At 39.2% G+C, this 23,842-nt stretch carries 27 protein-coding genes; 10 read left to right on the top strand and 17 right to left on the bottom strand.

Annotated features, from left to right (window positions below; translation table 11 throughout):
• Positions 1 to 65: 65 nt before the first annotated feature.
• The gene (locus A33I_RS04300; protein ID WP_022627221.1) at positions 66 to 848 is read right to left on the bottom strand and encodes an NRDE family protein; all 783 of its coding nucleotides are present in this window, start codon (positions 846 to 848) and stop codon (positions 66 to 68) included.
• Positions 849 to 1,099: 251 nt separating this feature from the next.
• Here A33I_RS04300 and A33I_RS04295 point away from each other — a divergent pair, with 251 nt between their 5' ends.
• From A33I_RS04295 to A33I_RS04280, 4 genes are all read left to right on the top strand, one after another.
• A complete protein-coding gene (locus tag A33I_RS04295) occupies positions 1,100 to 2,122 on the top strand; it encodes a toxic anion resistance protein (RefSeq protein WP_022627220.1) in 1,023 nt (340 codons plus the stop codon).
• 36 nt (positions 2,123 to 2,158) lie between these two features.
• Complete coding sequence (locus A33I_RS04290) at positions 2,159 to 3,070, top strand: hypothetical protein (RefSeq protein WP_022627219.1); 912 nt, start codon at positions 2,159 to 2,161, stop codon at positions 3,068 to 3,070.
• Positions 3,071 to 3,205: 135 nt separating this feature from the next.
• Positions 3,206 to 4,144 carry an MBL fold metallo-hydrolase gene (locus A33I_RS04285; RefSeq protein ID WP_022627218.1) on the top strand — a complete coding sequence of 313 codons (939 nt, stop codon included), beginning with the start codon at positions 3,206 to 3,208 and terminating at the stop codon, positions 4,142 to 4,144.
• Positions 4,145 to 4,186: 42 nt separating this feature from the next.
• Positions 4,187 to 5,170, top strand: coding sequence for a DUF2777 family protein (locus tag A33I_RS04280; RefSeq protein ID WP_022627217.1), 984 nt, complete (start codon positions 4,187 to 4,189; stop codon positions 5,168 to 5,170).
• Positions 5,171 to 5,174: 4 nt separating this feature from the next.
• Here the strand turns inward: A33I_RS04280 and A33I_RS04275 are convergent, their stop codons facing one another.
• Genes A33I_RS04275 through A33I_RS04260 form a run of 4 tightly spaced genes read right to left on the bottom strand, consistent with a single transcriptional unit; the run spans position 5,175 to position 8,585 of the window.
• Positions 5,175 to 6,710, bottom strand: a complete 1,536-nt coding sequence (locus A33I_RS04275) for a PH domain-containing protein (RefSeq protein WP_022627216.1) — start codon at positions 6,708 to 6,710, stop codon at positions 5,175 to 5,177.
• On the bottom strand, positions 6,703 to 7,179 hold the full coding sequence (locus tag A33I_RS04270) for a PH domain-containing protein (protein WP_022627215.1): 477 nt from the start codon (positions 7,177 to 7,179) through the stop codon (positions 6,703 to 6,705). Before A33I_RS04270 ends, A33I_RS04275 begins: the two co-directional genes overlap by 8 nt.
• 53 nt (positions 7,180 to 7,232) lie before the next feature.
• Entirely contained in the window at positions 7,233 to 7,442 is a 210-nt protein-coding gene (locus tag A33I_RS04265) for a hypothetical protein (RefSeq protein WP_012958567.1), read from the bottom strand.
• Positions 7,443 to 7,448: 6 nt separating this feature from the next.
• Positions 7,449 to 8,585, bottom strand: coding sequence for a conserved virulence factor C family protein (locus A33I_RS04260; protein WP_022627214.1), 1,137 nt, complete (start codon positions 8,583 to 8,585; stop codon positions 7,449 to 7,451).
• A gap of 167 nt (positions 8,586 to 8,752) precedes the next feature.
• On the opposite strand from A33I_RS04260, the gene A33I_RS04255 reads away from it, so the two are divergent.
• A complete protein-coding gene (locus tag A33I_RS04255) occupies positions 8,753 to 9,475 on the top strand; it encodes a metallophosphoesterase family protein (RefSeq protein WP_012958565.1) in 723 nt (240 codons plus the stop codon).
• 11 nt (positions 9,476 to 9,486) lie between these two features.
• On the opposite strand, the gene A33I_RS04250 is transcribed toward A33I_RS04255, so the two are convergent.
• From A33I_RS04250 to ilvA, 8 genes are all read right to left on the bottom strand, one after another.
• Positions 9,487 to 9,906 carry a TlpA family protein disulfide reductase gene (locus A33I_RS04250; RefSeq protein WP_022627213.1) on the bottom strand — a complete coding sequence of 140 codons (420 nt, stop codon included), beginning with the start codon at positions 9,904 to 9,906 and terminating at the stop codon, positions 9,487 to 9,489.
• A gap of 138 nt (positions 9,907 to 10,044) precedes the next feature.
• The gene (locus A33I_RS04245; RefSeq protein ID WP_022627212.1) at positions 10,045 to 10,482 is read right to left on the bottom strand and encodes a BrxA/BrxB family bacilliredoxin; all 438 of its coding nucleotides are present in this window, start codon (positions 10,480 to 10,482) and stop codon (positions 10,045 to 10,047) included.
• Between the two features lie 5 nt (positions 10,483 to 10,487).
• Positions 10,488 to 10,844: a thioredoxin family protein gene (locus A33I_RS04240; protein WP_022627211.1), complete on the bottom strand. Its 357-nt coding sequence runs from the start codon at positions 10,842 to 10,844 to the stop codon at positions 10,488 to 10,490.
• A 166-nt stretch (positions 10,845 to 11,010) separates the two neighbouring features.
• Complete coding sequence (locus A33I_RS04235) at positions 11,011 to 11,274, bottom strand: YtzC family protein (RefSeq protein WP_083477579.1); 264 nt, start codon at positions 11,272 to 11,274, stop codon at positions 11,011 to 11,013.
• A gap of 63 nt (positions 11,275 to 11,337) precedes the next feature.
• The gene (rnz, locus tag A33I_RS04230) at positions 11,338 to 12,255 is read right to left on the bottom strand and encodes a ribonuclease Z (RefSeq protein ID WP_022627209.1); all 918 of its coding nucleotides are present in this window, start codon (positions 12,253 to 12,255) and stop codon (positions 11,338 to 11,340) included.
• A gap of 103 nt (positions 12,256 to 12,358) precedes the next feature.
• Positions 12,359 to 12,991: a YitT family protein gene (locus tag A33I_RS04225; RefSeq protein WP_022627208.1), complete on the bottom strand. Its 633-nt coding sequence runs from the start codon at positions 12,989 to 12,991 to the stop codon at positions 12,359 to 12,361.
• 303 nt (positions 12,992 to 13,294) lie between these two features.
• Complete coding sequence (locus A33I_RS04220) at positions 13,295 to 14,203, bottom strand: chemotaxis protein (RefSeq protein WP_022627207.1); 909 nt, start codon at positions 14,201 to 14,203, stop codon at positions 13,295 to 13,297.
• A gap of 79 nt (positions 14,204 to 14,282) precedes the next feature.
• On the bottom strand, positions 14,283 to 15,530 hold the full coding sequence (gene ilvA, locus A33I_RS04215; RefSeq protein ID WP_022627206.1) for a threonine ammonia-lyase IlvA: 1,248 nt from the start codon (positions 15,528 to 15,530) through the stop codon (positions 14,283 to 14,285).
• A 376-nt stretch (positions 15,531 to 15,906) separates the two neighbouring features.
• Here ilvA and A33I_RS04210 point away from each other — a divergent pair, with 376 nt between their 5' ends.
• Together A33I_RS04210 and A33I_RS04205 are read left to right on the top strand one after the other, a co-directional pair.
• Positions 15,907 to 16,110 (top strand): hypothetical protein, encoded by a 204-nt coding sequence (locus A33I_RS04210; RefSeq protein ID WP_012958556.1) that lies wholly within the window; start codon positions 15,907 to 15,909, stop codon positions 16,108 to 16,110.
• A gap of 132 nt (positions 16,111 to 16,242) precedes the next feature.
• Complete coding sequence (locus tag A33I_RS04205) at positions 16,243 to 16,854, top strand: trimeric intracellular cation channel family protein (RefSeq protein ID WP_012958555.1); 612 nt, start codon at positions 16,243 to 16,245, stop codon at positions 16,852 to 16,854.
• 17 nt (positions 16,855 to 16,871) lie between these two features.
• On the opposite strand, the gene A33I_RS04200 is transcribed toward A33I_RS04205, so the two are convergent.
• The 3 genes from A33I_RS04200 to racA are packed head-to-tail and all read right to left on the bottom strand — an operon-like array spanning position 16,872 to position 18,744.
• On the bottom strand, positions 16,872 to 17,723 hold the full coding sequence (locus tag A33I_RS04200; protein WP_022627205.1) for a sulfurtransferase: 852 nt from the start codon (positions 17,721 to 17,723) through the stop codon (positions 16,872 to 16,874).
• 25 nt (positions 17,724 to 17,748) lie between these two features.
• Positions 17,749 to 18,141 carry a YppE family protein gene (locus tag A33I_RS04195; protein WP_022627204.1) on the bottom strand — a complete coding sequence of 131 codons (393 nt, stop codon included), beginning with the start codon at positions 18,139 to 18,141 and terminating at the stop codon, positions 17,749 to 17,751.
• 42 nt (positions 18,142 to 18,183) lie between these two features.
• Complete coding sequence (gene racA / locus A33I_RS04190; RefSeq protein WP_022627203.1) at positions 18,184 to 18,744, bottom strand: chromosome-anchoring protein RacA; 561 nt, start codon at positions 18,742 to 18,744, stop codon at positions 18,184 to 18,186.
• A gap of 218 nt (positions 18,745 to 18,962) precedes the next feature.
• Between racA and A33I_RS21395 the strand changes: the two genes are divergently transcribed.
• Positions 18,963 to 19,088 (top strand): hypothetical protein, encoded by a 126-nt coding sequence (locus tag A33I_RS21395; protein ID WP_022627202.1) that lies wholly within the window; start codon positions 18,963 to 18,965, stop codon positions 19,086 to 19,088.
• Positions 19,089 to 19,133: 45 nt separating this feature from the next.
• Here A33I_RS21395 and A33I_RS04185 read toward each other — a convergent pair whose 3' ends face one another.
• The gene (locus A33I_RS04185; protein WP_041203348.1) at positions 19,134 to 20,087 is read right to left on the bottom strand and encodes a DUF2515 domain-containing protein; all 954 of its coding nucleotides are present in this window, start codon (positions 20,085 to 20,087) and stop codon (positions 19,134 to 19,136) included.
• 205 nt (positions 20,088 to 20,292) lie between these two features.
• On the opposite strand from A33I_RS04185, the gene recU reads away from it, so the two are divergent.
• Together recU and A33I_RS04175 are read left to right on the top strand one after the other, a co-directional pair.
• Positions 20,293 to 20,898: a Holliday junction resolvase RecU gene (gene recU, locus A33I_RS04180; RefSeq protein WP_022627200.1), complete on the top strand. Its 606-nt coding sequence runs from the start codon at positions 20,293 to 20,295 to the stop codon at positions 20,896 to 20,898.
• A gap of 95 nt (positions 20,899 to 20,993) precedes the next feature.
• Positions 20,994 to 23,666: a PBP1A family penicillin-binding protein gene (locus A33I_RS04175; protein WP_022627199.1), complete on the top strand. Its 2,673-nt coding sequence runs from the start codon at positions 20,994 to 20,996 to the stop codon at positions 23,664 to 23,666.
• The last annotated feature ends 176 nt before the right edge of the window (positions 23,667 to 23,842 follow it).

The raw sequence follows: 23,842 nt of genomic DNA, 5'->3' as shown, positions 1-23,842 counted from the left end.
TTACTATAAAAGTATAAAAACCCTTTTCCCGTTCTACAAAAAAGAAAACACGTCGTGACGTGTTTTCAAGCGTTTGTGTGTATAATTTTTTCGATTCTTTTTTCTTGAACCCCATTTTCCCCATAACCTTGTTCAGCTATTAAAAGTTTGCCGTCTTTATCAGATAGAACGATGGTCGATACTCTTGTCCCATACGTTTCGCTTTGTATAAATAAAGGCGACAGTAACCGTTCTAACTCTAGACCTACCCCTGTGTCAGGCAGCACATGATCAGGGTAGGTAGTTGTTGATTGCAAAATGTGAAAACCCTTATCTATTAAAGCAGAATAGGTAGTTTCATTCATGATTTCGGTTTCAACGGCTGTTTTTAAGGTATCTATTTTTGGCCAGGTGACATTTAATGTGCTGTTGCTTACATAATAGTTTCCTGGAGTAAGTTTTTGTACGGCATGTAAGCGATTTGAGTAGTAATATACATCATCAATTGTACCTGCAATCAAATTAAAGCCTTGAAAATCATCTTTTTGTTGTCGAATGCTCTCAACATATTCTTTAGCCGGTGTCGTGGATGATAGAAATCCCTTTACTAGTTCTCCCCTAGAAATAAATTTATGGTCCTCCGTTTCTTTTAGAGGTTCTCTAATATTAGTTACGCAGGCAAATCGACCGCTCTTTGTTACGCCAAGCCAAGTTCCCCCGCGCTCAACATCTCTCCCTGCATAAATGTCAGGATGATCTTCCCAAAAATGAACGCGTTTGCTCGGTCGTTCATAAAACTCATCACGGTTTGCAAGCATTATTAATGGAAACTCTTTATTTTGCTTATATGAGATCGCGACTAAACACATTAATATATTCCACCTTTCGAAATGTTCAAGTGTATCTCGAGCTAGACAAATTGCTACTATAAAACTGACAACGCTCCGCAACCTTAATTTCTTTAACATCCTAAAGCACTTATTATAATCCATATCACATTCATTGTCTTTCAAAATTATTTGATACATAATAGAAGGATAATCAACCGAAACCTAACGATGCCGATAATCGTATGTACTATAAATAAACTCTATTTTTCACACGACGGAGGAGATCAATAATGACTCAAGATAATAAACAGGAACAACAACATAAAGAAGTGGAACTGATTAATAAATATAGACAATCAGAAGATATCGATTCACTGCTTGCTTCATTAAATACTTTAGGTGAGGAAGAACAAAAAGAGGCAGGAGAATCACTTGAAGCACTGAAGCGTCCTGTTAAAGAAATGATGAACGATCAATCAAATCAGCTGCCTAACCAACTGCATCAATTAAAAGAAATGGTCAGCCAGCTTGAGCCTGATTACTTAAAAGACAGTCCGCTAAAAAAATGGACGAATAAACTGTTAAGAAGAAGTCCGATCGAACAATATGCTAGAAAATATCAAACGGTTGAAGCTCAAGTCGAACAAGTCATTGAAGGGCTGCTTAGCGGAAAGGACAAACTGCAAGAAGATACATTAATGCTGCAGCAATTAAAAGATGTAGCTAAACAGCGAATTACAAACCTAAATCAACAAATTGATGCGGGTAACAGACTGCACGCTATGCTTGAAGAAGAAATGACTTCTGAGAAGTGGAAAGACAATCCAAATGCATTGAAAAAAGGACAGCTTAAAGTGGTTTCTCGAGTAAAAAACATGTCCCAAGCTGTTATGGTATTACAGCAATCGCTTGCCTCTGTCGATTTGATTATTGAAAATAATGATAAGCTTGAAGAAGCTATTTTCAATGCCATTACCATGACCAAAAATATTATTACCGTCACGGCTTCCATTCAGCTTGCCTTAAATAATCAACAAAAAGTCATTAGTGCTGTTCGTAACGTGAATGAAGCAACTGAATCGATGCTTTTGTCTAATGCAGAAATGTTAAAACAAAATACAGAAGCTACATTGAAGACACTAGAGGAACCTGCTATTGCTATCGAAGCGTTTAAAAAAGCATATAACAATGTGTTTGAAGCGATTGAATTAACAGAACAATCCAATGAACGAATTGTTACGAGCGGTAAACAATTCATTGAAGAAATGGATACTCTTAATAAAGAAATGCAGACAAAATTATTAGATAAATAATGAATAAAAAGATCTTTTTTTCTGGAGGTGATCGTATTGAGTCGTACATTGCTGCAATCCCCTTTCTTTCGTTTTTTGACCCCCGCTCATAAACGTCCTGTTGAGGAACATCTGCTAAAAGATGCAGCCAGTCAAAAGCTGATTCATGAAGCTGAATCACTTATTGAGAGAATGATTGAGAAAGCAGATGGTCAAAATAAGCAGCGCGTCATTAAACGTAAGCATAAAGAGTTTGTCATTAAAATCAAATTGACTCACAAGCAGATCACTTTGAAAATGAACGATACTAAATATACCAATTCTGCGATTCATAAACGGATCACGATCACATGCTACCGAAAATATATGAAGGCTAAAAATGGAGTCGGTGTCATTCGAGAAGCGAGTATTCATTATTTAAAAAATGGACGGGCACATGTCAGACAAGTTGCGGAATCCACTCTATTTAATGGGTTATTCTATCGGATTCACCGATTAGACGAGGCATATACAAATGGGACGTCATCTGCTTTAACATTAGCTGAAGTGAATTCATTAAAAGCTCCTGCACTAAATAAACAGCAGGATATCGGCCTTATAAGACAAGAAGCCATTCGATATTTAGATACAGTAAAAAAATTTTCCGTAGACCCGTTAATTGAAAACCGATTAACCCGCATTATTAAGCAAGTTGAAAAATTACAGGAAGATTTTGATCTCTTGGATTATGAAGAAAAGCATACAGTACGAAGAATGCTCAAGGAAGATATTCCTAACCTCTTGAATACCTTTTTGTCTCTATCAATGAAAAATCAGCTAGACCATAAAGAAGATGTCTTTGTTTCTTTATCACAAATGGAATTAACTCTTATTACTTTTTATGAGCAGCTTGAAGAAAAACGAAGGGAACATATGAACCACCTGCTAAGACTTCAAAAGCTCCGCTATGAGCAAGATCGTAAATCTTAGAACAAACAGACCTTCGTATCACCTTGCTTTAATACTTGTTAAATTGATATAAGACCCTTACACTACTAGTAAGGGTCTTATATGTAATGTAAAGCTAAATTCAGTAGTTAATTTCAATAAAAAGGGGGAAATGAAATGAATGCACCAGTATCCTTAACACCTTCTATTTCAATTATTGACGGCTTTGATATGGGTATGCCAGAAAGGACTGGAAGCTACATACTTAACGAGGAGAAGCTGACTATTATTGAAACAGGACCAAGCCCATCAGTTAAACATATTATTGATGGATTTAAGGCGCTAGATTTAAAACTAGAAGATGTTGAATATATTATTCTTACACATATTCACCTTGATCACGCAGGTGGAGCTGGCCTGCTCATTCAACATTGTCCTAATGCGAAAGTGATTGTGCATCCAAAAGGAAAAAGACACCTTCATGACCCTTCTCGTTTAATCATGGGCGCTAAAGCTGTGTATAAAGAAGATTTTGACCGATTATTTGATCCGATTCTTCCTATTGCAGAGGAGAAGCTGCTTCCTGTTGAAGATGGTGATACTCTCACTTTAAGCGATACGTGTACATTAACTTTTTTACATACCCCAGGACATGCAGCTCATCATATTAGTATTTATGAATCAAAAACAAAAGGCATATTTACGGGTGATACGCTCGGTGTTAGATATGAGCCTTTATCAAAGGACGGTGTGGAACTGATTCTTCCTTCTACATCCCCTAATCAATTTGACCCAGAAGCGACGATACAATCAATGAAGAGAATTCAAACGTTCGATGTTGAACAGATTTACTTTGGTCATTACAGCATGGCTTCACACCCTGAGCTGGTCTATACACATATTGAAAAATGGCTCCCCGTCTTTGTACAAAAAGGAAAAGAAGCTGTTAAAGATGGGTTAGGCGTAAATGAATTAGCTGCATCCATTTTAGAAGCCGTTCAACATGACTTAGACAAAAAGGGCGTAGAACGTGACCACCCAGCTTATGAACACATCCGCCTAGACCTGAAAGTATGTTCAATGGGGATCATCGATTATTTATCAAAGCAAACCTGATTCCATATACGATAAGGTTTATTGCAAAGCGAGGTTTTTACCATGGATAGAATACAAGCCAAACGTTATATGAATCAACTCCTGCTTATAAAAGACGACCCGCACGGTCACTTTATTGGTAAATTACTTGAAATAATAACAGAGCCGAAAAAGCCTTGGCGGGGAAAACTGAAAATAAAGTATATCGTTAAGCTAGGAGACCCAACAGCTTCTGAGGTTATTTCTACACCTAATTATAAAGAAAATGAAATCGTAGAATTTGCAGGGAATAAATTAGCTCCTCTCTCTTTAGCTAAACTTCCGGAGTCATATGATCATTCTCATGCAAATGTCATAGCCGATCGTCTAGCTGCCATTTTCAAAGAACAAAAAGAGCTGCAGATAGAAGAAAATCAACTTTTAGTTTACTTAAAAAATGAGAATCTCGACAGGCTTCTGCACACTGCAGCCAATGAGAATCACGAGCACATCCCCTATGTTTTCTATGAGAGCGGCTCAAGGTTTTTATTAATTGACGAGCACGAGACAACACTTGATTTAGCCGACTGTCCATTTGAATTTAAATGGAGAGGGAAGAAAAAAGATATGCTCGGCTATTACGTAGGTGAAGGGATTTTCAGGAGTCATGACGGTGAGGAATACCGTCCATCAGAAGGGGAAATAATTTATATCGACAAAATGCAATTTGATCCTTATTTTATTTTACAGAACGAATTAGATCCTTCATCACTTGAACTATTTGAAGTGACATTAAAAGATTATCAAATAGATCACAAGGATCTAATCGATTGCCATAATAGCTTATTGCTTCAGCTGCTGCAATCTAACGGTCAAAAATCATTTAAGGGTGTAAACTTTTTAACCTATCGAACACACACAGGGCAAACTATTGTCCAGCATCATTACGAACGTACACTTAATGAAGATGCGAGTGACCATGTGTTTGACCGGTATGAATTTACTTCTGATAACGGAAAACGCTCCGTTGTGACGTATGTATCAAATATATCAAATAAACCAACGTAAGCGCTCAATCAGAGCGCCCACGTTGGTTTTTATTTGAATACCAATAAAGCAGCTGATCCGCATCTCCTACATCTACATGTTCCACACGGAATAACTTCCAGCTAAAACTAGACTGTACAGCTAACTTAATTGTAGCTAAATCTCTTCTTCCTTGAAGCAATGACACATGACGTTCTAATGATTGAATTTTCCTATGCTTCGATATCACAATCACTTGACTTAGTTTTCTATAGCGAATATATAATTGTCCACGAAGTGAACCAGCCGCTGCATCACGATACTGGGCATACCCTATCAAACTCATGAGTGCTACAGCTATCAGGCCGTAATAGGCAAATTCGGGATAGAAGTAAAAAAGTGCCGCTGTCGCTGCAATCGGAATAAACGTGTTCTGCACTAAATATCTAATTAAGGCTCTTTGCGGCACCCGCTTAAATATTGGCTCTGCTGCATATTCAGGCAGCAGTTCTTCTAAAACTTTGTGTGCATCTTTTTTCTTTAGTAGGGGCAAAAGAACAGTTGAGCCTTGCTCCTCTCCTGTCCCTCCGCCTGCACTTTCAACATAAACTGCTGTATAGCCAAACGGCTGGCGGAAGATATTTGCCACATACCTTACAGCAGTTACACGATCTGTATTAATCGTTAATTGCCGTGTTTCAATCAGGCCGCGTTTAATGATTAAGTCTTCGTTTTGTTTGACAACCGAAAAATTACCGTACTTTAAAAAAGTATTGATAAAAGATATTATCCATGAAATAAACACAATGAAAAAGATAATGGCTGCTATAAACCATATACCAGACCCAACTAAAAATCCAAATGTCCGTTCATAGAGGGTTGAAGGGATAACTTGCTCTACCTGACTGAATAACGCCCCTACAGCTGAGATCGTTAAACCGATCCCGCTAGAAGTAAGAGCTGCAATAAGCAGGTGCTGAGTTGATAAATTCCATTTAACAGAAGGTTCTAGCTCTTGCGATGACTCTTGTAACTGCTCATTACCGTCTGGGTTAAACTCACTGTCATTTAATGCATCGGGCTCATGACGATCGTTTGAATCATGGTCTCCTATACCTGCATCAGATGGTTTCAAATTCTGCTTACCAGCTTTTAATGCTTCACTAATTAACGACGCTTCCTGTTTTTTAATGGCATTTAATTGAACTTCAGGTTCACCGCCGCTCCCTGCTGTTTCTACACTTACTTTAACCAGCCCAAACATCCGCTGAAGCAGTCCCGCTGTGATATCGATACTTTGAACTCTTTTTTGTTGTATGTATCTCTTTTTCTTAATAAAGATGCCTTTTTGCACAAATAACTCTCCATCTTCAAGCTTATATTTAAAGCTGATATAAGAAAGGATGCTAGATATGAATAAAATGACAATGAAAACAAGCCAGATATATTCAAACCGTATAAAAGACTCCCCTTGTGAGTTGCTAAAGAATAACGTAATAATAACTGGTAAAATAATGCCCTTTAACCCTTGTAAGAACATCAAAATGATACTCGCTGGATGAAGCCGTTTAAATTCACTCATCATAAGCCACCGCCGCAAGTCTAGCGATTTTGTCTCTTAATTCATCTGCCACTTCAACTGAAAGAGTAGGAATTCGATGACTTGTTGCTGCAGTTGTAATCGTAACATCCGCCATTTTATATCTTCTAAGCAGAGGACCTTGCTCGGTATCAACATGCTGAACTCGTGTCATTGGGATTAACTGTCTCCTAACAATTAATACTCCAAATTGTATATCTACCTCACCCTCTAATACATCATACGTAAAGCGCCTCCAACGAATAGGAGGGATAATAATTACAGTGATTAGGACAAAGATAAGATAGATTCCGATTAAGCTGTATAAAATCCATAGTGGAAAATCAAAAAAATAAATAAGCACACCATATGCAATCGGAAATAAAGCTACAAGCAGACTTTCAAAGAATGCTTGCAGCCTCCATACAGAACGTGCTTTTTCAGGTAAAAAGGTTGATGGTGCAGCGCGCACGTTCACTCCTCCTTAAAAAGGTTACTCCTAGTACCTTTTTTAACTCTTTATGCTTACTCTTCTTCAGTGACGTAAATAATCTCTACCCCTTGCTCTTTCAATAAAGAGATAATGGCCTCGTTTAACTCTCTATCATAAAGAAGTCCAACAGAAGGAACAATCTCAAGCTCCTCTAAATAACCCTTTTCTGCATCTTCAATCAGTTCAAGAATATCTTCCATTTCTCTTTTTTCAAGTTCCTGTATGATCTCTTCTTTATTCATCAGCCGCTACTCCCTTTCATTAGAAATTGAATCAGTCATCTGCTTCCATACAGATCCTTTTGCTTCTTCTCCGCCTTCAATTCGTTCAATTGCCATTTTCACCTGCATCGCCACTTCAAATTCAGGATCATCAGCAGCTTCTTTTAATGCAGGTAGGCTGGACTCGTCACCCACTTCATATAAAAACATCGCAGCACGCCAGCGGACTAACTTATTTTTATCTTTCAAAGCTTTCTCCATCGCCCCAGCTGCATCAGCATCACCAATATCACTCAAACAATCTCCAGCTGTACGACGAACTGTGACTGAAGAATCCTCTAATGCTTGATACAATAACGGAAGGACAACCGGCTTTTCAATCATTCCTAAATAAACAGTAGCCAATCGTCTGATCGATGCTTTTTCATCTTGCAAGGCAAGCTCTAATACAGGAAGATCTTCCTCTTTTGGGTCCATTCTCTCAAGAGCTGCATAACGATCTCGCCAATCTGAAGCTTCAAGCATTTCTTTTGTCATTTTAATAAATCGGCTTTCAGCCTGCTCTGTATTCTTTCCTGCCTCACCATTTGCAATAAGCACCAGCTCGTTTAAGCGAGAGTCTGAGTAAGCCGCGGAAACCTCATCTACTACCTCTTTAGCTACATCATCCAGTTCACCGTAGCGGATCCCTTGATCCACCCATTTCCGCTCCATCACTACATTGTCCTCAGGTTTTTGAGCTTTGCTGATTGCTTCATTAAAACGATCGGGCAGTCCTGCACGCTTTTCTTCTTCTCCGTTAGTTAGTTTCACCTGCATCGGAATGCCTTTGAATACTTGAAGACTTACATACACTTCACCAAATGTATCTTGCGCTTTGTTCTCCTCTTGACGTGCCTCATCTGCATCTTCCCCAAACACTTCGCGAACCTTTGGAAGAATGACTTTCCAATCCACCTTAGGATGGCGGTCAATGGCTAAGAAATCAGCTACATGATACACACTTTTAACTCCTTCTATGTTAAATAATTCTTGTATGTATTCAGGTGCCTCGCCCTTGTTTTTTTCGTTATAACTATTACGTGACCCTTGTCCTAAGCTTTCGCTTAATGTTAATTTCATCGTATTAGGACTCGGAGTTGGTTCAATTGATAAAATATGCATGCTCATACCTCCTGTGTACCTTTTTTTTGATCTTATCACAGCTTGATAAGGGATTCCACCGATAGACCCTTTGTCTCAATTTACTGAATGAATCTTCAGATTTACCAAATTGTTATGTTAAATAGGAACAAACCTCTGTTATACTACTATAAAAAGGAGGTTTCATCATGCGATTTGCTTTTCTTTCAGATATTCATGGCAATGCAACAGCACTAGAAGCAGTTATTACCGATTTAAACAAAAAAGATGTCGATCACATTGTTGTTTTAGGAGACCTCTCTTTTAGAGGACCTGAACCTAAAAGATGCCTTAATTTAATTCGTTCACTTGATGCATCCGTTGTAAAAGGAAATGCAGATGAGTGGCTTGTGCGCGGCTTTAATGAAGGTGAAGTGCCAAAAGAAGCACTTGATGGCCTAAATAAAGAACGCGACTGGACATTGAAACGATTAAATGATGAGGACCTAACGTATCTAAGCGAACTTCCTAGTGAGATGATTGTAGACCGCGGTCAAGATCAATTAATTCATGCGTTTCATGCTACACCTACTAGCTTATTTGAAAATGTATATCCGGATGAAACAACTAAAATTGAGCACCAATTAATGCAAAAGGATGAAGCAGACGTCTATGCATATGGTCATATCCATTTACCGTTTGTTCGTTCTTTCCACGGCAAAAATGTTATTAACCCAGGGAGTGTCGGATTGCCATTTGACGGCCACCCTCTCGCATCTTATATCATTGCCGACCTTGAAGAAGGACGTCACACGATGCAGATTCACAGAGTTCCTTATAACAGAGAGCATGTCGTAGAGCTTTATCATCAAGGCGGTTATCCTAATATTGAAACGATGGGCCGGGTAGTCTTTTACGGGGTGAAACCGTAATTAGCCCCACATTATAAAAGGCCGCCAAGGCCTTTTATAATGTCTATCATACGAGCTTTATCATTGTAGAGGCCTTTAATGGACTGGTCTTTATCAATCAACACCGTCGTTGGAACCCCCATACAACGGTAGGCATCATACGTTTTTGTACCAAGATCCATATAAACAGGCAGAGTAAGCTGCATCTCTTCTTGCCACTTACTTAGATCAACAGATGAATCTCGTCCTGTTACATGAACAAAAATCATTTTGACATCGTCTCGATTCATCGATTGAAAAAGCGCCTGTTTTTCTAAAATGTCTCTTTTCGAATCAGGGCACCACGTTGTAAAGAAAGTTAGTAGGACAACTTTTCCCTTTAATGAGCCTAATGTAAGAGACTCTGTACCGTTTAATGCTGGCAGTGTAAAATCAGGGGCTGTTGAGTTCATAATAGATGCTCCTTTCGATTTGTCCAAAATTGATTGTTACTAAAACGAGGAAAGCCTCTTCGCCTTATACTAAGGTGAGGAGGCTTCTTTTTACTTGGATAACCTTTATCTAGGTTAACCTAAACAAACAATGGTCATTTATGACTGGCAATGTTCGTTGTATGCAAGAGCTAAATTTCGAATAATCGATTCAGGGGCTGCTCCTTCAATTTGCTCACGAGGGATAAAGTGAACGACCTCAGATCCTTTCAAGATTGCCATTGATGGAGAAGATGGCGGAATATCACTGAAATAAGAACGCATAACAGCAGTTGCTTCCTTATCTTGTCCTGCAAACACTGTCACTAAATGATCTGGTGTGTGATCATGTGATAACGATGTAATCGCAGCAGGTCTTGCAAGCCCTGCTGCACACCCGCACACAGAGTTAATGACAACAAGCGTTGTCCCTGTAGCACCCTGCATATATTGATCTACTTCCTCAGCTGTTGTTAATTCACGGAATCCGGCATCCGTCAGCTCTTTTCTCATTGGCAGTACTACCTGCTTCATATATTCTTCATAATGCATTGACATAACTACTATCTCCCCTTTTTATCTTCACCTAGATTATGTATGCCCTCTTTGCCTACATATGGTTTTAACATTTCGTACAAATGAGCGATGGAGTGAAAAGCATAGATTCTCTCTACACCTAAGCCTTTTTTAAAAACGAGCAGTACGGGAACACTTTTAATTTTCCACCTGTTTGCAAAGCCTGCCGCGGTATTGACATTCAATTCTAGCGGATTAAATGCAGGTGCAGATTCCTCAAGGATCATAAGCATTCTCCTAGCTAATTTACACGTTCCACAAAGAGGGGTTGTCACAAACACAAATTGTAATTCTTCCTTACTTTTGAGACGTTCATTTAATTCTTGTTCCGTAATACTCTCCATCATGCTCACTCCTGACACTTCTATTGTAGCAAATAATGTTAGCTTACGCACGAAAAAGAGAATTGCTTCAAAAAGCAAAAAAGCTGCCCTTGAAGATCGTTAAGAATCTTCAAAGACAGCCCTTTCTTGCTTATAGTTAGCAGGCACCAAAAAAGCATGTAAGCTTTTAACGTTTTAGGATCATATTATTTTGCAGCTGTCTGATCTGCTGCTGTTTACGATTAAGTGCCTCACGCTGTTCTGGAGTCGCCGCTCTTAGCACATCATCAAGCTCCCCGCTCATTTCCTCTAACATCATTTGAGCATTTGTATACTCTTCATCTGTTCCGGGTTGAACGCGTCTAGCATCATCATACACTTTTTGAACTTGTTCAATCACTGATTCTGCTTTCTCCATACATGATTCCATTTGGTCACGGTTAGCCATCATTAACTCCCCCTGTAAATTGGTTTAGCGAATGATGTTACTATGCCTTTTTGTTTACGAATTTATTCATGAACTCAGCGTATACACCATCAAATCATGAGCAAGATGCGTGTTTTCAAAAATCGTTTTAGCCTCATTGAGAAACGCCTCTTCCTCACCTGTATACCTTGAGCTGATATGAGTGAGCAGCAGAGTCTTAACTTTTGCTTCTTTTGCAAGGGAAGCTGCTTCTAGTGTTGTGCTGTGACCAAATTGAACAGCATGATCCGCTTTATCCGATCTAAATGTGGCCTCATGAATCAAAATATCTGCTTCCCTGCTGAATTTAATCATTTCTTTAGTAGGCCTTGTATCTCCTGCAATCACCACAACCCGGCCATTTTTTTTGGGACCGACAAATTCATGTCCATTGATCGTGCGACCATCTTCTAAAGTGATTGTTTTTCCCTCTTTTAACGATTGATAATGCGGACCTTTTGGGATATTGTACGCTTCTAGTTTCTTAATATCCAATGTACCTGGCTTATCTTTTTCGGTCAGCTTAAATGCAAAACTTGGCGTCACATGATTTAGTGCCAATGCTTCCACTGAAAGATGTTCCGTTTCAAACATGAAGCCTTCTTCAAGCTCAATCACTTCATATGGATACCTGAGATGAGTCTTTGATACAGCTAGAGACGCCTCGATAAACTCAGCTAAGCCTTTGGGTCCATAAATGACAAGAGGACTCAGCGCTCCCTGAAAAGACCTTGAACCCATTAATCCAGGCAGGCCAAAAATATGATCGCCGTGTAAATGTGTGATAAAAATCCGGTCAATTTTTGTTAAAGTGATGGGTGAATGCAATAATTGATGCTGAGTTGCTTCTCCGCAGTCAAACAACCATTGAGTGCCTTTTTGCTGCAAAAAACGTATCGCCATCGCACTTACATTTCTCTCAATAGCTGGAACTCCTGAACCAGTTCCTAAAAAATGAAATTCCATGGTACCCCTCCGCCAGTATGTATTAGTTGAAGTATAGCATTTTATCTTTAACTAATTCACTAAAAAACGAACAACCCTGAAGGATTGTTCGTTCGTTACCTGATTATTCATGAATGCTTTTAGCAGGCATAGATACATAAGCGTCTTCGCCATTTTCTGCTTCTTTTGGAATCGGGGACTTCTTGTAACGCCCGATAATGGTACTTGCCACAAAAATTACAAGAACAGATAACAAGGCTTGTTGGAAGCCTACTAACATGGCAGCAAATAAAATAATTAAGAAATCACTAACAAAAATTGTAACCCCTCGATTAATTCCCCATTTTTGATCCATATACAGAGCTAAAATATGAATACCCCCAAGAGATGAACCATTATTCAAGACAAGTGTTACACCTATCCCGATGAAAATCCCAGCTAATGCCGTTGCAAGCCATAAAGGAACATTGAAAAAAGGCATCACATCAAGGAGATCTCTGATCACTGAAATAGCAGTGATGGAAAGTAAACTTGATAAAGTAAACCATTTACCTAGCTTCGTCCATGAAATGATAAAGAAAGGTAAATTCACTAAGAAAAATAATAAACCCCAGCTCCACGGGCTCATATATGTTAACACTGTAGCAAGTCCTGCCGTACCGCCAAACGTCAAATCATGCATTGCTAAAAAGCGCAGCCCAAAAGAAGTCAATAACAGCCCTGCCAAAACAAGGCCTATGCCTTTATACCTCTCCACTACCAAACACTCTCCTATCCACACTTTCTCTCTTTTCTAAAATGGATTTTATTTCTCTCTATTCTTCTTATCATCAAATCCATCATTATGTATAATGTTGTAATCATCTCTATTATCTTATTTTACCTTAATCCAATTTGAGGAAACCGTCAATGTATCTCATTGAATTTTTATTCATCAGAATTATCAGATAACCTTATTTATTAGTTGTACATACGTCTTTGTCTATTTTTCTATACATTTTTTTATACATTTTTATAGGTACACGAAGAAACCTCCCACTACATTAGGGGAGGTTTTGTTCTATACTAAAAGATCAATCTCTTCTATTAATTTTACGATTTCAGGTTTACTAACCTGCCTGTCTGCACCAACTGCAATCCCCTTATGATATAAGTCATCCGTAATTAAAGAGGAAAAGATAATAACAGGGATTCGTTTAAAATCATCATCTTCTTTTATCCGTCTGGTTAAATGGAGTCCATCCATTTTCGGCATCTCAAGATCTGTTATAACAAGCTGTATCTCTTCTTCAACCGTATGCTCATCAGACGTTTGAAGATATTCAAGATAATCAAGCGCCTCTTTCCCATTTTCAAAGAAGGTTACTTGTTCATACCCCGCCTCAGCTAAGGTCTGATGAAGCAGCTTACGCAACATAGCTGAATCTTCCGCTACGACAATCTTTTTATGACTGCGCTCTCTTCTCCCGAGCTTTCTAACTTGTTCCACATTGATTCCTTTTGATGGGTTAATATCTACTACAATTTTCTCAAAGTCAAGAAGGAGAATCATTTGTCCGTCAAGTTTAATGACACCTGTTGTAGCACTTTGGAGCCCTTGAGATAATTCAGTCGGCTTTTCAATTTGTTCCCAAGAAATACGATGAATTCTCGAAACGCCGCTGACACGAAAAGCAACTTTCATTTTATTTAACTCGGAAACGATAAATTTATCTTGAGTGTCGTCACCCTCGCTCACACACCCTAATACTTCTTTTAAGTTAACAACTGTTAACACCTCATCACGCAGACGAATCATTCCTTCAATGTGCGGATGACTATTAGGAATATGGGTTACGGTTTGCGTCTGAACAATTTCACGAACTTTCATCACATTTATCCCATACGTACCATTGCCAACATTAAACACTATGACTTCAAGCTCATTTGTTCCAGAATCAAGCAAAATCCCCTCTTGATTTAACGCCATTATACTCACACCTTTTGAACTAGTTTTAGATTAAAAGAAAGCTCGTTCGCAATGAGAACGAGCTATTTATAAAAAGACATCAAATTAATAAGTTGAATAAACTTTCATTTTTGTTGATTTCATGATAACCGAATCCTTTTTTCTCCAATCGATCTATTAAGTGATCGTAATCTTCATCACATTTAAGTTCGATTCCAATCAGGACAGGTCCATTTGCCTTATTATTTTTCTTTGTATACTCAAAACGTGTAATATCATCATCCGGCCCAAGGACATCTGAGATAAATTCTCTTAATGCCCCTGCACGCTGCGGGAATTGAACAATAAAATAATGTTGCAGCCCTTCATAGATCAACGAACGTTCCCTCATTTCCTGCATACGTCCAATATCGTTGTTACCTCCACTTACTACACAAACAACCGTTTTTCCTTTAATTTCATCTTTATAGAAGTCGAGGGCAGAGATCGGCATAGCCCCTGCAGGTTCTGCGACAATCGCATTCTGGTTGTACAACTCAAGGATGGTTGTACAAATTTTCCCTTCAGGTACTAACACGATATCATCAAGGATCTTTTGACAAATCTCAAATGGAAGATCTCCTACTTTTTTTACAGCGGCACCGTCCACAAATTTATCAATCTTTTCAAGTTCAATGACTTTTCCTTGTTCGATCGATTCTTTCATCGCCGGTGCGCCTGAAGGCTCACATCCGATGATCTTTGTGCGTGGTGAAATACTCTTAATATATGTTCCAGTTCCGCTGATTAATCCGCCGCCGCCGATGGATGAAAATAAGTAGTCTATATTTTCTTCAATATCATTCATAATTTCCATACCCACTGTACCTTGACCGGCTACAATTTTTTCTTGGTCAAAGGGGTGAATAAATGCCATTTGATGCTCTTCGCAATATTTCATTGCTTCATTAAAAGAATCATCAAATGTATCACCAATTAAAATGACTTCCACATATTCCTTACCAAAGAATTTCACTTGATCTACTTTCTGCCTAGGTGTAGTTGAAGGCATAAAGATCTTGCCTGTGATCTTTAGGGTATGGCAAGAATAAGCAACACCTTGAGCATGATTGCCAGCACTCGCACATACGACCCCATTGTTTAATTCTTCTACAGGCAAGCTTGATATTTGGTGGAAAGCACCGCGGATTTTAAATGAACGAACAACTTGCAAGTCTTCACGTTTCAAATAGACATTACATTGATAGCGTTCAGATAACACTTGATTTTTTTGAAGCGGCGTGTGTGTAACGACATCCTTTAATCGTTGATTGGCAATGATGATATCTTCAATGTGTAAGGTTCCCATGTGTGTAATCCCCTCGTTTGCTTTCGTTTTGCTAAGGTATAGCCTAATTCCTCTAAAAGATTGTGTTAATATAACACATTCAATAACATTTTTAACAACTCTTTAAAACGCACATACATACATTAATATCTTCATCATCTTACCATATGCTCTTATTTTTGCGAACCCCTATATGTAGCGAACAATCATCTTTCTCTTTCTTTCAGCATCCTCAGTAACATTCATCCGTTGCATACAGCTTTGGTAAGCGATTGCTTGTTGATTATTTTTTAGAGCGCCACTATAATAAAGTGGACGAACGAGTATGACCTATTCGTCATACATAGATCGATATATGTGTTTCTACTATGGTTTATCTATTAGAGGAGGGTCGAATATGTTTAAAAAACTAGCATTAATGACAACGATCTTATTAACATCATTATTCATGGGAGCGCAAGCTATTTTAGCAGCAGGCGGCGGTGCTGCAGAAGATGCTGCACATGCTGAACCATCTGGTTTAATCACTGGGGCGCTAACTGCACTTTCAATTGTAACTCTTGCTTTTATGATCTTTCTATCATTCCGTGATAACGGCTAATAAGAACGCACGAAAGTTTGATTTAAGGGTTTGGTTCAGTTTGAACCAAACCCTTGATTTATGTGATGCAATAAAGAGATGCATACTGCACCGAGAATTCACACAAAGGAGCTTTACTATGGGGGCATTACTATGACGTTTGATGTGTTAAATGTTATTGGGACCGTCGCCTTTGCACTGAGTGGCGTCATTGTCGCAATGGAGGAAGATTACGACTTAATGGGAGTATATATCCTCGGCCTTGTCACCGCTTTTGGCGGCGGAGCAATTCGTAACCTGCTTATCGGGGTGCCTGTGTCAGCACTTTGGGATCAAGGGACTTTATTCACAATTGCTATTATTGTTATGACTGTTGCCTTTATTTTCCCTTCCCTTTGGATTAACAGATGGCTGAAATTCGGTATCCTGTTTGATGCGATGGGCCTTGCTGCTTTTGCCATTCAAGGGGCCATGTATGCCACAGAAATGGGTCATCCGCTAAGTGCCGTTCTTGTCGCTGCAGCGCTCACAGGAACAGGGGGCGGCATGATTAGAGATGTATTAGCAGGCAGAAAACCATTATTCTTGCGAAAAGAAATTTATATTGGCTGGACATTGATTGCAGGTCTCGCGATCGGTCTTAATTTAGTAACCGGAACAATCGGGCTGTGGCTGGTATTTATTGTAATGGTTGTACTTAGAATGTTATCCGTCCATTATCAGTGGCAGCTTCCACACCGCAAAATTGAACAGCCAGCAAACTAAAAAAAAGAACCGCAATTTTATGATTGCGGTTCTTTTTCTATCGGGGCATCCGGATAGGTGATCCAATCACTCCAGCTGCCTGGGTAGAGTTTTACATTTTGATACCCTAAGCCCTTTAGAGCTAGAATATTCGGGCAAGCCGTGACGCCAGAACCACAGTAGACGATAATTTCTTCATCAAAATGCAGATCAGCAAAACGTTCTCTTAAACGATGTTCATCTTTCCACATTCCAGATTCATCTAAGTTTTCCTTCCAGAAGCCATGAACCGCCCCTGGAATCCGGCCCGCTTTCTTATCAACAGGCTCTGAAATCCCTTGATACCTTGCAAGCTCCCTAGAGTCAATCAAAATAGCATCATTAAGCGATGCGGCTACTACTTCTTCTTTTGAAATCGTCATATGCGGCTGTACATTTACAGAAAAGTCCTTCCTTGTGAAAACAGGTATTTCTTTTGTAACAGGAAAGCCGTTCTCCATCCACTCTTTAAATCCGCCATTTAATATATAGACGTTTTCATGGCCGACATAAGATAACATCCACCACAGTCTAGAAGCAAATGCACCGCCCTCATCATCATACGCAACGACCATTGTTTCTTGGTCAATTCCTAAGCGGCTGAACATCTCCCCTAGTGCTTCAGGCGTTGGCAATGGATGTCTGCCGCCATGCTCTCCTTTCTCGCCAGTCAGATCCCCTTCAAGATCCAAGTAAGCCGCATTAGGAAGATGACTTTCTTCATACCTTCTGAGACCATCACTTGGGTCACCAAGCTTTGTTCTGCAATCAATTAAACGGAGCGAAGCCCCATCCTCTATTAAGCTTTTGACCTCTTTAGCTGTTTTAATAAATGGCAGGTTTTGATTCATCTGTATCCAGCTCCTTACCGTCTTTTTAATGATGGGTTGTATCCTGTTGTTCATCGAGCAATTGATTTAACTGATTGAGGACAAACGCAACCGATTTAAAGGTTTCAATTTGCTTTTTCAACCCTGTTTTTGGATAAAAGGATTTAATCGCCACCACTTCTAAGTTATCAAACGTGTGAGTGATTTGGATCGGATATAAATGCTTAGGCTTTGTTTTCAACACAAACGCTTCTGCAAGCGGCTTCCAATTTTCGCTTGTTTCTTTCACGCGATCAGCAAATGGTTTTACCACACCAAAAAAATCAGGTTCATATCCTTCTTTTCGAACCTGATTTATATAATAAGATTCTGCTTCTTCATTTAGACGAAGAAGGTCTTGGTTGTATGTTTTTAAATCTAATTCTTCTTTGGAAAGCATTCTTCCTCACCTCTCCCTTATCATAGCAAATGACGATAAGGGTTAAAAGGAAAACATCTGCTTAAACGACCTCCACTTTCTTTTCGGTTCTGCGCCAGCTGCAACCGGCAATTCCACTTCCTCGTCTGGTGTTACTTTTTCCTCCATTTTATCAATCCTAGCCTCTAGCTTTTGAAGCATTTTCATCATATTCTCAATTTCCGAACGGTGCTTTAATAATTGATAACTTACCACTTCATCTGCTTTTTTAGAAAGTTCAGCCTCAAGGTCCTCTACTCGTTTCAGCACATTTTCAAGCTTTTCTTCATATACCCCAGCATGGACGTTTACTGCTTTAGTTTGCTTTTGGATCTTTGTATCCGTTGATGGACTCTTAGAAATGAGCGATGAGTATTCACTTAAGTCCACTTCTTTCATTTTTTTGCCTTCTTGAAGCTGCGCTTGGATTGTTTTTAATACAACAAGCTGTTCATCGGTAAAAAAGTAGTGACCATGTTCATTTGTCTCACAGTGAATATTAAAGAACTTCATCCAGCGTTGAATGGTTGTCGGATTTACCCCTAACTGCTCTGAAACCTCTTTTGTTTTCATCGTCATTTCCATAAGACGTCCCCTCCCGTTTAAAGTTCTAAGTTGAAAATTCGTTCTTTATCTTCTCTAAACCTGCATGATGACAAAACTAGAATCCTTTCGGCAAAGAAGGTTAAAAAAATACACGCAGAGATTATAGTCGTCTAATTTTGACGATACGTGTAAAACTTTATGCGGGTTGTACATCTAATTATTGATCATAGGCATACTATTTTTAAGGAGGGATTAGCATGCACCAAAATAACACGAATAAAAAACTGAACCAAAAAGACCAAGCACCAAAAAGAGAACACCAAAAAGATTCTGGTTATACTGGAGATAAAAAATTAGGAGGACCTAATCGTCCTGCCGAGTAAGCAAGATAAAAGCAAAAGCCGAGTTCCCATAAGCGAACTTGGCTTTTATTTATGCATAAATTTTTGCCCCCACTTATAAATCCAATAAAGTTCTACCCTCTTCGTATGGACCCATTCCCTGATTTCCTCAGGTCTTGTTTCTTTTACCCGCTTAAATAGAGGAGTTAGCGGCTTCCTCGAGTAAAACCAATCTAGTCCTTTAGATGGCTTATGATGATAGACCGGATGTAAAACGCGCAGCATAGGGCTTGTATTAGGGGATGTGATATCACATATTCGCTCATAGTCTCTTCTTGAACCAGTATGTTCAACTTTTCGCGTGAATTGTAAGATATCTTGATGAACTACAGGGTGAAATAAAATCATCGCCAACCTTTTTCCCAGTTCAATTCGTTGATTAACATGAGTAAAATTTCGGACATACTGACCATAAATGGATCCGTTCAACGTGGGTAGAAGAACATAGCTGAAATGCGCATATTCCTCCAATTGATAGCGCAATGTATGGAACACATTTTTTTGAAAAAGACCGCTGCTCATTACTTCTAACTCTAACAATTGTTGTTCATTAATAATTAAGGAAGTACATAATCTCACTTCATCCCTTGCTTCCCAAAATATTTTCCATTCCTGTCTCATAAATTCGGAGACGTGAAATGTCTTTAATTGTTCAAAAACGGGTAGTTGTTTTTTCTTCGCCCATTCATATAGTAGAAGTTGTGGGTAAGCGTCTTGAAAAATGATCCAATTTGCTCGCTCGTACATGGCAAAAATAGTAGCACGAGAGTTTTTGTCAAGAATACCTTGAAACCATTTACTCGATAAATCCGTCATATTCCAGCCTGCATTTCTAGAAACAATTCCCGCAAGCATTGCCCATCTAATCTCTGGGTTTCTCTCATAAAAGCGTTCATATGCTTTTGTTCGACTAATATTATCTTTGTTATATTTCTCAACAGTCTTCTTTATTAATTGAAGTTCATTCGTAGAAATAGTCATAAATTTTATCCTGCTTTCGATTTCATAGGATCTTTTCATCTTGGTATCATACGTTTTATTTGTCACATAACATCCAAAATTACTATCTACCCAGTTCATTATAAGATATGGTAAGATTGTGTGATGGAATCTCCCTACTAGCTTTTACCATATTTTTGATTCCATGCATGTTCTTACATGATGATGAACAAAGGTTGTGATGAAGATGACAATCCGGTATCCAAATGGAAAACGATTTGAGACTTCGCCAAAGAGCAGGAAGCTGCCAAAGAAAACAAACGAAATAACCTACAGTAATCGAGGGATGACTTTAGAGGAGGATATAAATACAACAAATGAATGGTATCTAGAGACAGGTAAAGCTGTCATTCATAAGAAACCTACTCCCGTTCAGATCGTAAAAGTAGATTATCCAAAAAGAAGTGCTGCTGTCATAAAGGAAGCATATTTTAAGCAAGCCTCTACTACTGACTATAACGGCGTATACAAAGGTAGATATATTGATTTTGAAGCAAAGGAAACAAAAAACAAAACGTCTTTTCCTTTGAAAAATTTTCACGATCACCAAGTGAAACATATGAAAGAAGTATTATCACAACAAGGCATCTGTTTCATACTATTACGCTTTTCAACTACAGACGAAGTGTATTTATTAGATGCCACGCATTTAATTCAATTTTATGAACAAATGGCTGATTCAAGAAAATCAATACGAAAGTCCGATGTTGAAAGATATGGACATTTGATTAAAATAGGATATCATCCACGCATTGATTACCTGCCAATCGTTGATGAAGTTTACTTCTCGTAAAAAGCAGCGAGTGCAATACTGATTTAAGTGAAAAGAGTTAAGTTGCATAAGGTTAGCATGAATAAGGTTAAACATGCATAGAAAGGAAGATTGCGATGTCAGAAGAACAAAACACACGAGCTGGCCGTCGTCAAGCACGTCAAACAAAGAAAAAAGATAAAAAGCCTAGAAAAGGTTTGTTTAAAAAAATTGCAATTGCGATTATGACGCTAGGGATTCTAGCGATTCTTGGCGGAGGAATTACAGCATTTGTGATGATTCAAGGAGCACCGCCGCTTGATGAAGAACGTTTGCAGTTATCTCAAGCATTAATCATCCATGATAAAAATGATGAATTTGTTTCCCAGCTTGATTCCTCAGAACGAAGAATCAATATTAGTATTCAAGATGCACCACAAGTACTAGAAGATGCCTTTATCGCCGTTGAAGATATTCGCTTCTATGATCATTTTGGTATTGATGTCCGACGTATGTTTGGAGCCTTAGCCGCCAACGTAACAGATGGTTTCGGAGCTGAGGGAGCTAGTACAATTACACAGCAGCTTGTTAAGAATTTATTCTTAAATGAGCAGAAGCAATTAACACGAAAAGTCCAAGAACAGTATTTAGCTGTTAAACTTGAACAAAAATATTCAAAAGATCAAATTCTTGAAATGTACATGAACCAAATCTATCTCGGCTCTGGAGGCTGGGGTGTTGAAGCTGCATCTCAAAGCTACTTCAATAAATCGATTCAAGATTTAACTTTAGCAGATGCGGCATTATTAGCAGGGATCCCAAGACGTCCAAGCTTCTATGATCCCACTCAAAACCCTGAAGCTGCAGAAAGCCGCAGAAATTTAGTTATTTCTTTAATGGAGCAGCACGGCAAAGTAACAAGTGAGGAAGCAGCTCAAGCTAAAGCTATTCCAATTGAAGACCAATTAAATCCTTCGGGAAAGCGTGAAGCCTATCCATATGAAGCCTTCTACAATCAGATCGTTTCTGAAATTGAAGCTATGGATGGGATTTCGATTCACGATTTATACCATTCAGGATTACGAGTATACACAACCTTAGATGTTGAAGCACAAGAGCATGTTGAACGAGTGCTTCAAACGGATGAATTTATTTCAAACTTTCCTGATAATGAATTTTTCCAAGCAGGGATTACCCTGCTTGATACAAAAACTGGTGAAATTCGAGCTATAGGAAGCGGATTAGAAGATACAGGCATTCAGCGCGGCTTAAACTATGCTACTGAAATTGAAAGACAGCCCGGCTCTACAATTAAACCGATCCTAGATTACGGCCCGGCTATTGAATACCTGCAATGGTCAACCGCAAAAGTTCTAGTAGATGAGGCGCACACGTACAGTAATGGAACAGAATTTGGCAATTTCGGCGGTACATACGAAGGTGCCATGTCTATGCGCCGTGCGCTGGCTCGCTCACGAAACGTTCCAGCAGTTAAAGCGTTGCAGGAAGTTGGAGTGGATCGTGCGGCTAACTTTGCTCAAGGCTTAGGAATTCCAATTGATCAAGACCCAATGCCGGAGTCATATGGATTAGGCGGTTTTAATACTGGATTTTCTACAATGGATCTTGCAGGAGCTTATGCAGCGTTCGGTAATAATGGGACGTACAATAAGCCGCATACAGTGCGTAAAATTGTCTTCCCGGACGGTCGAGAGATCAATACATCTCCTGAGCCGACTGCAGCAATGAGTGATTACACAGCGTATATGGTAACAGATATGCTGAAAACAGCTGTAACGGACGGTACTGGCACAATAGCCAACATACCAGGCCTCCCAATGGCAGGTAAAACAGGAACAACAAACTTTGCACAAGACACACGTACTAAGTACAACATCCCGCGTGACGGGGTACCTGATGTATGGTTCTCAGGCTACACAACGAACTATACCGCAGCTGTATGGGCTGGTTTTACAAAGTATGATGAGGGCAATTACCTTCAATCCCAAGAAGACCGCCGCTTAGCTCAGCGTATTTTTAAAGCGGTAATGGAAGAGGTTTCTAGTAACATAGAAACTCCAGACTTCACACAGCCTAACTCAGTGGTACGGATTGGAGTTGAGCGTTCAACAGGACTTCTGCCTAGTGAATTTACTCCACGGAGTGAAATTGTAGAAGAACTATTTGTTCGAGGAAATGAGCCGACTCGAGTATCGGAAGAGTTCATTCGTTTGCAAGCACCATCAAATATGACTGCAGGCTATGATGAAGGCTCAAATCAAGTCATTGTCAGCTGGGATTATCCGAGCAATCAACGTGATGCAGTTACATTTGATCTGCAGCTCAGTGTGAACGGTTCAAGCCCGCAAACGGTCGCACAAGGATCTGATATGCAATTCATTTTATCAGATGTCGAACCAGGTGCTACGTACCGATTCACAGTAACTGCCGTGTCAAACGATAATTCAAGCTTACGCAGTGATCCTGCAAGTGCTGAAGTGACAATTAACGGTGCTGAAGAGGAAGAAGAATTAGAGGAAGAACCTATTGAGGAAGAAGAAACAGAAGAGCCTCAAAATCCTGATGGTGAAAACGAAGAAGATAACAATCAGGAAGACGAAGGAAACAATAACGGAAATAACAACGGAAACAATGGCAATAACGGGAACGGAAACGGCAATGGAAATGGAAATGGGAATAACAACGATGGTTCCGGGAACGAAGAAACTCCACCTGCTCCTGAAGAACCAGGTGATGATGAAGAAGTTGAAACAAACAGCAGTTCCATAAGAGAAGAAGAAGACGAATAAGCAGCAGAAAAGGACACCCACCAATCAATGGTTGGGTGTTCTTTCTTATGGTTAGATCCCTTCTTTAATGAGTTATTACAGATATACGGATACAAAAGAACAGCACCACACAAGAGTGTGCGGTGCTGCTCAGGGGTAAAATTTTTATTGTTCTTTAAATGAGGTGAATCATTACT

It is taken from the genome of Alkalihalophilus marmarensis DSM 21297 (assembly GCF_000474275.2).
Classification (GTDB): domain Bacteria; phylum Bacillota; class Bacilli; order Bacillales; family Bacillaceae_D; genus Alkalihalophilus; species Alkalihalophilus marmarensis.
Note: the sequence above shows the minus strand (reverse complement) of the source record. Positions and strands in the feature narration are given on the sequence as shown.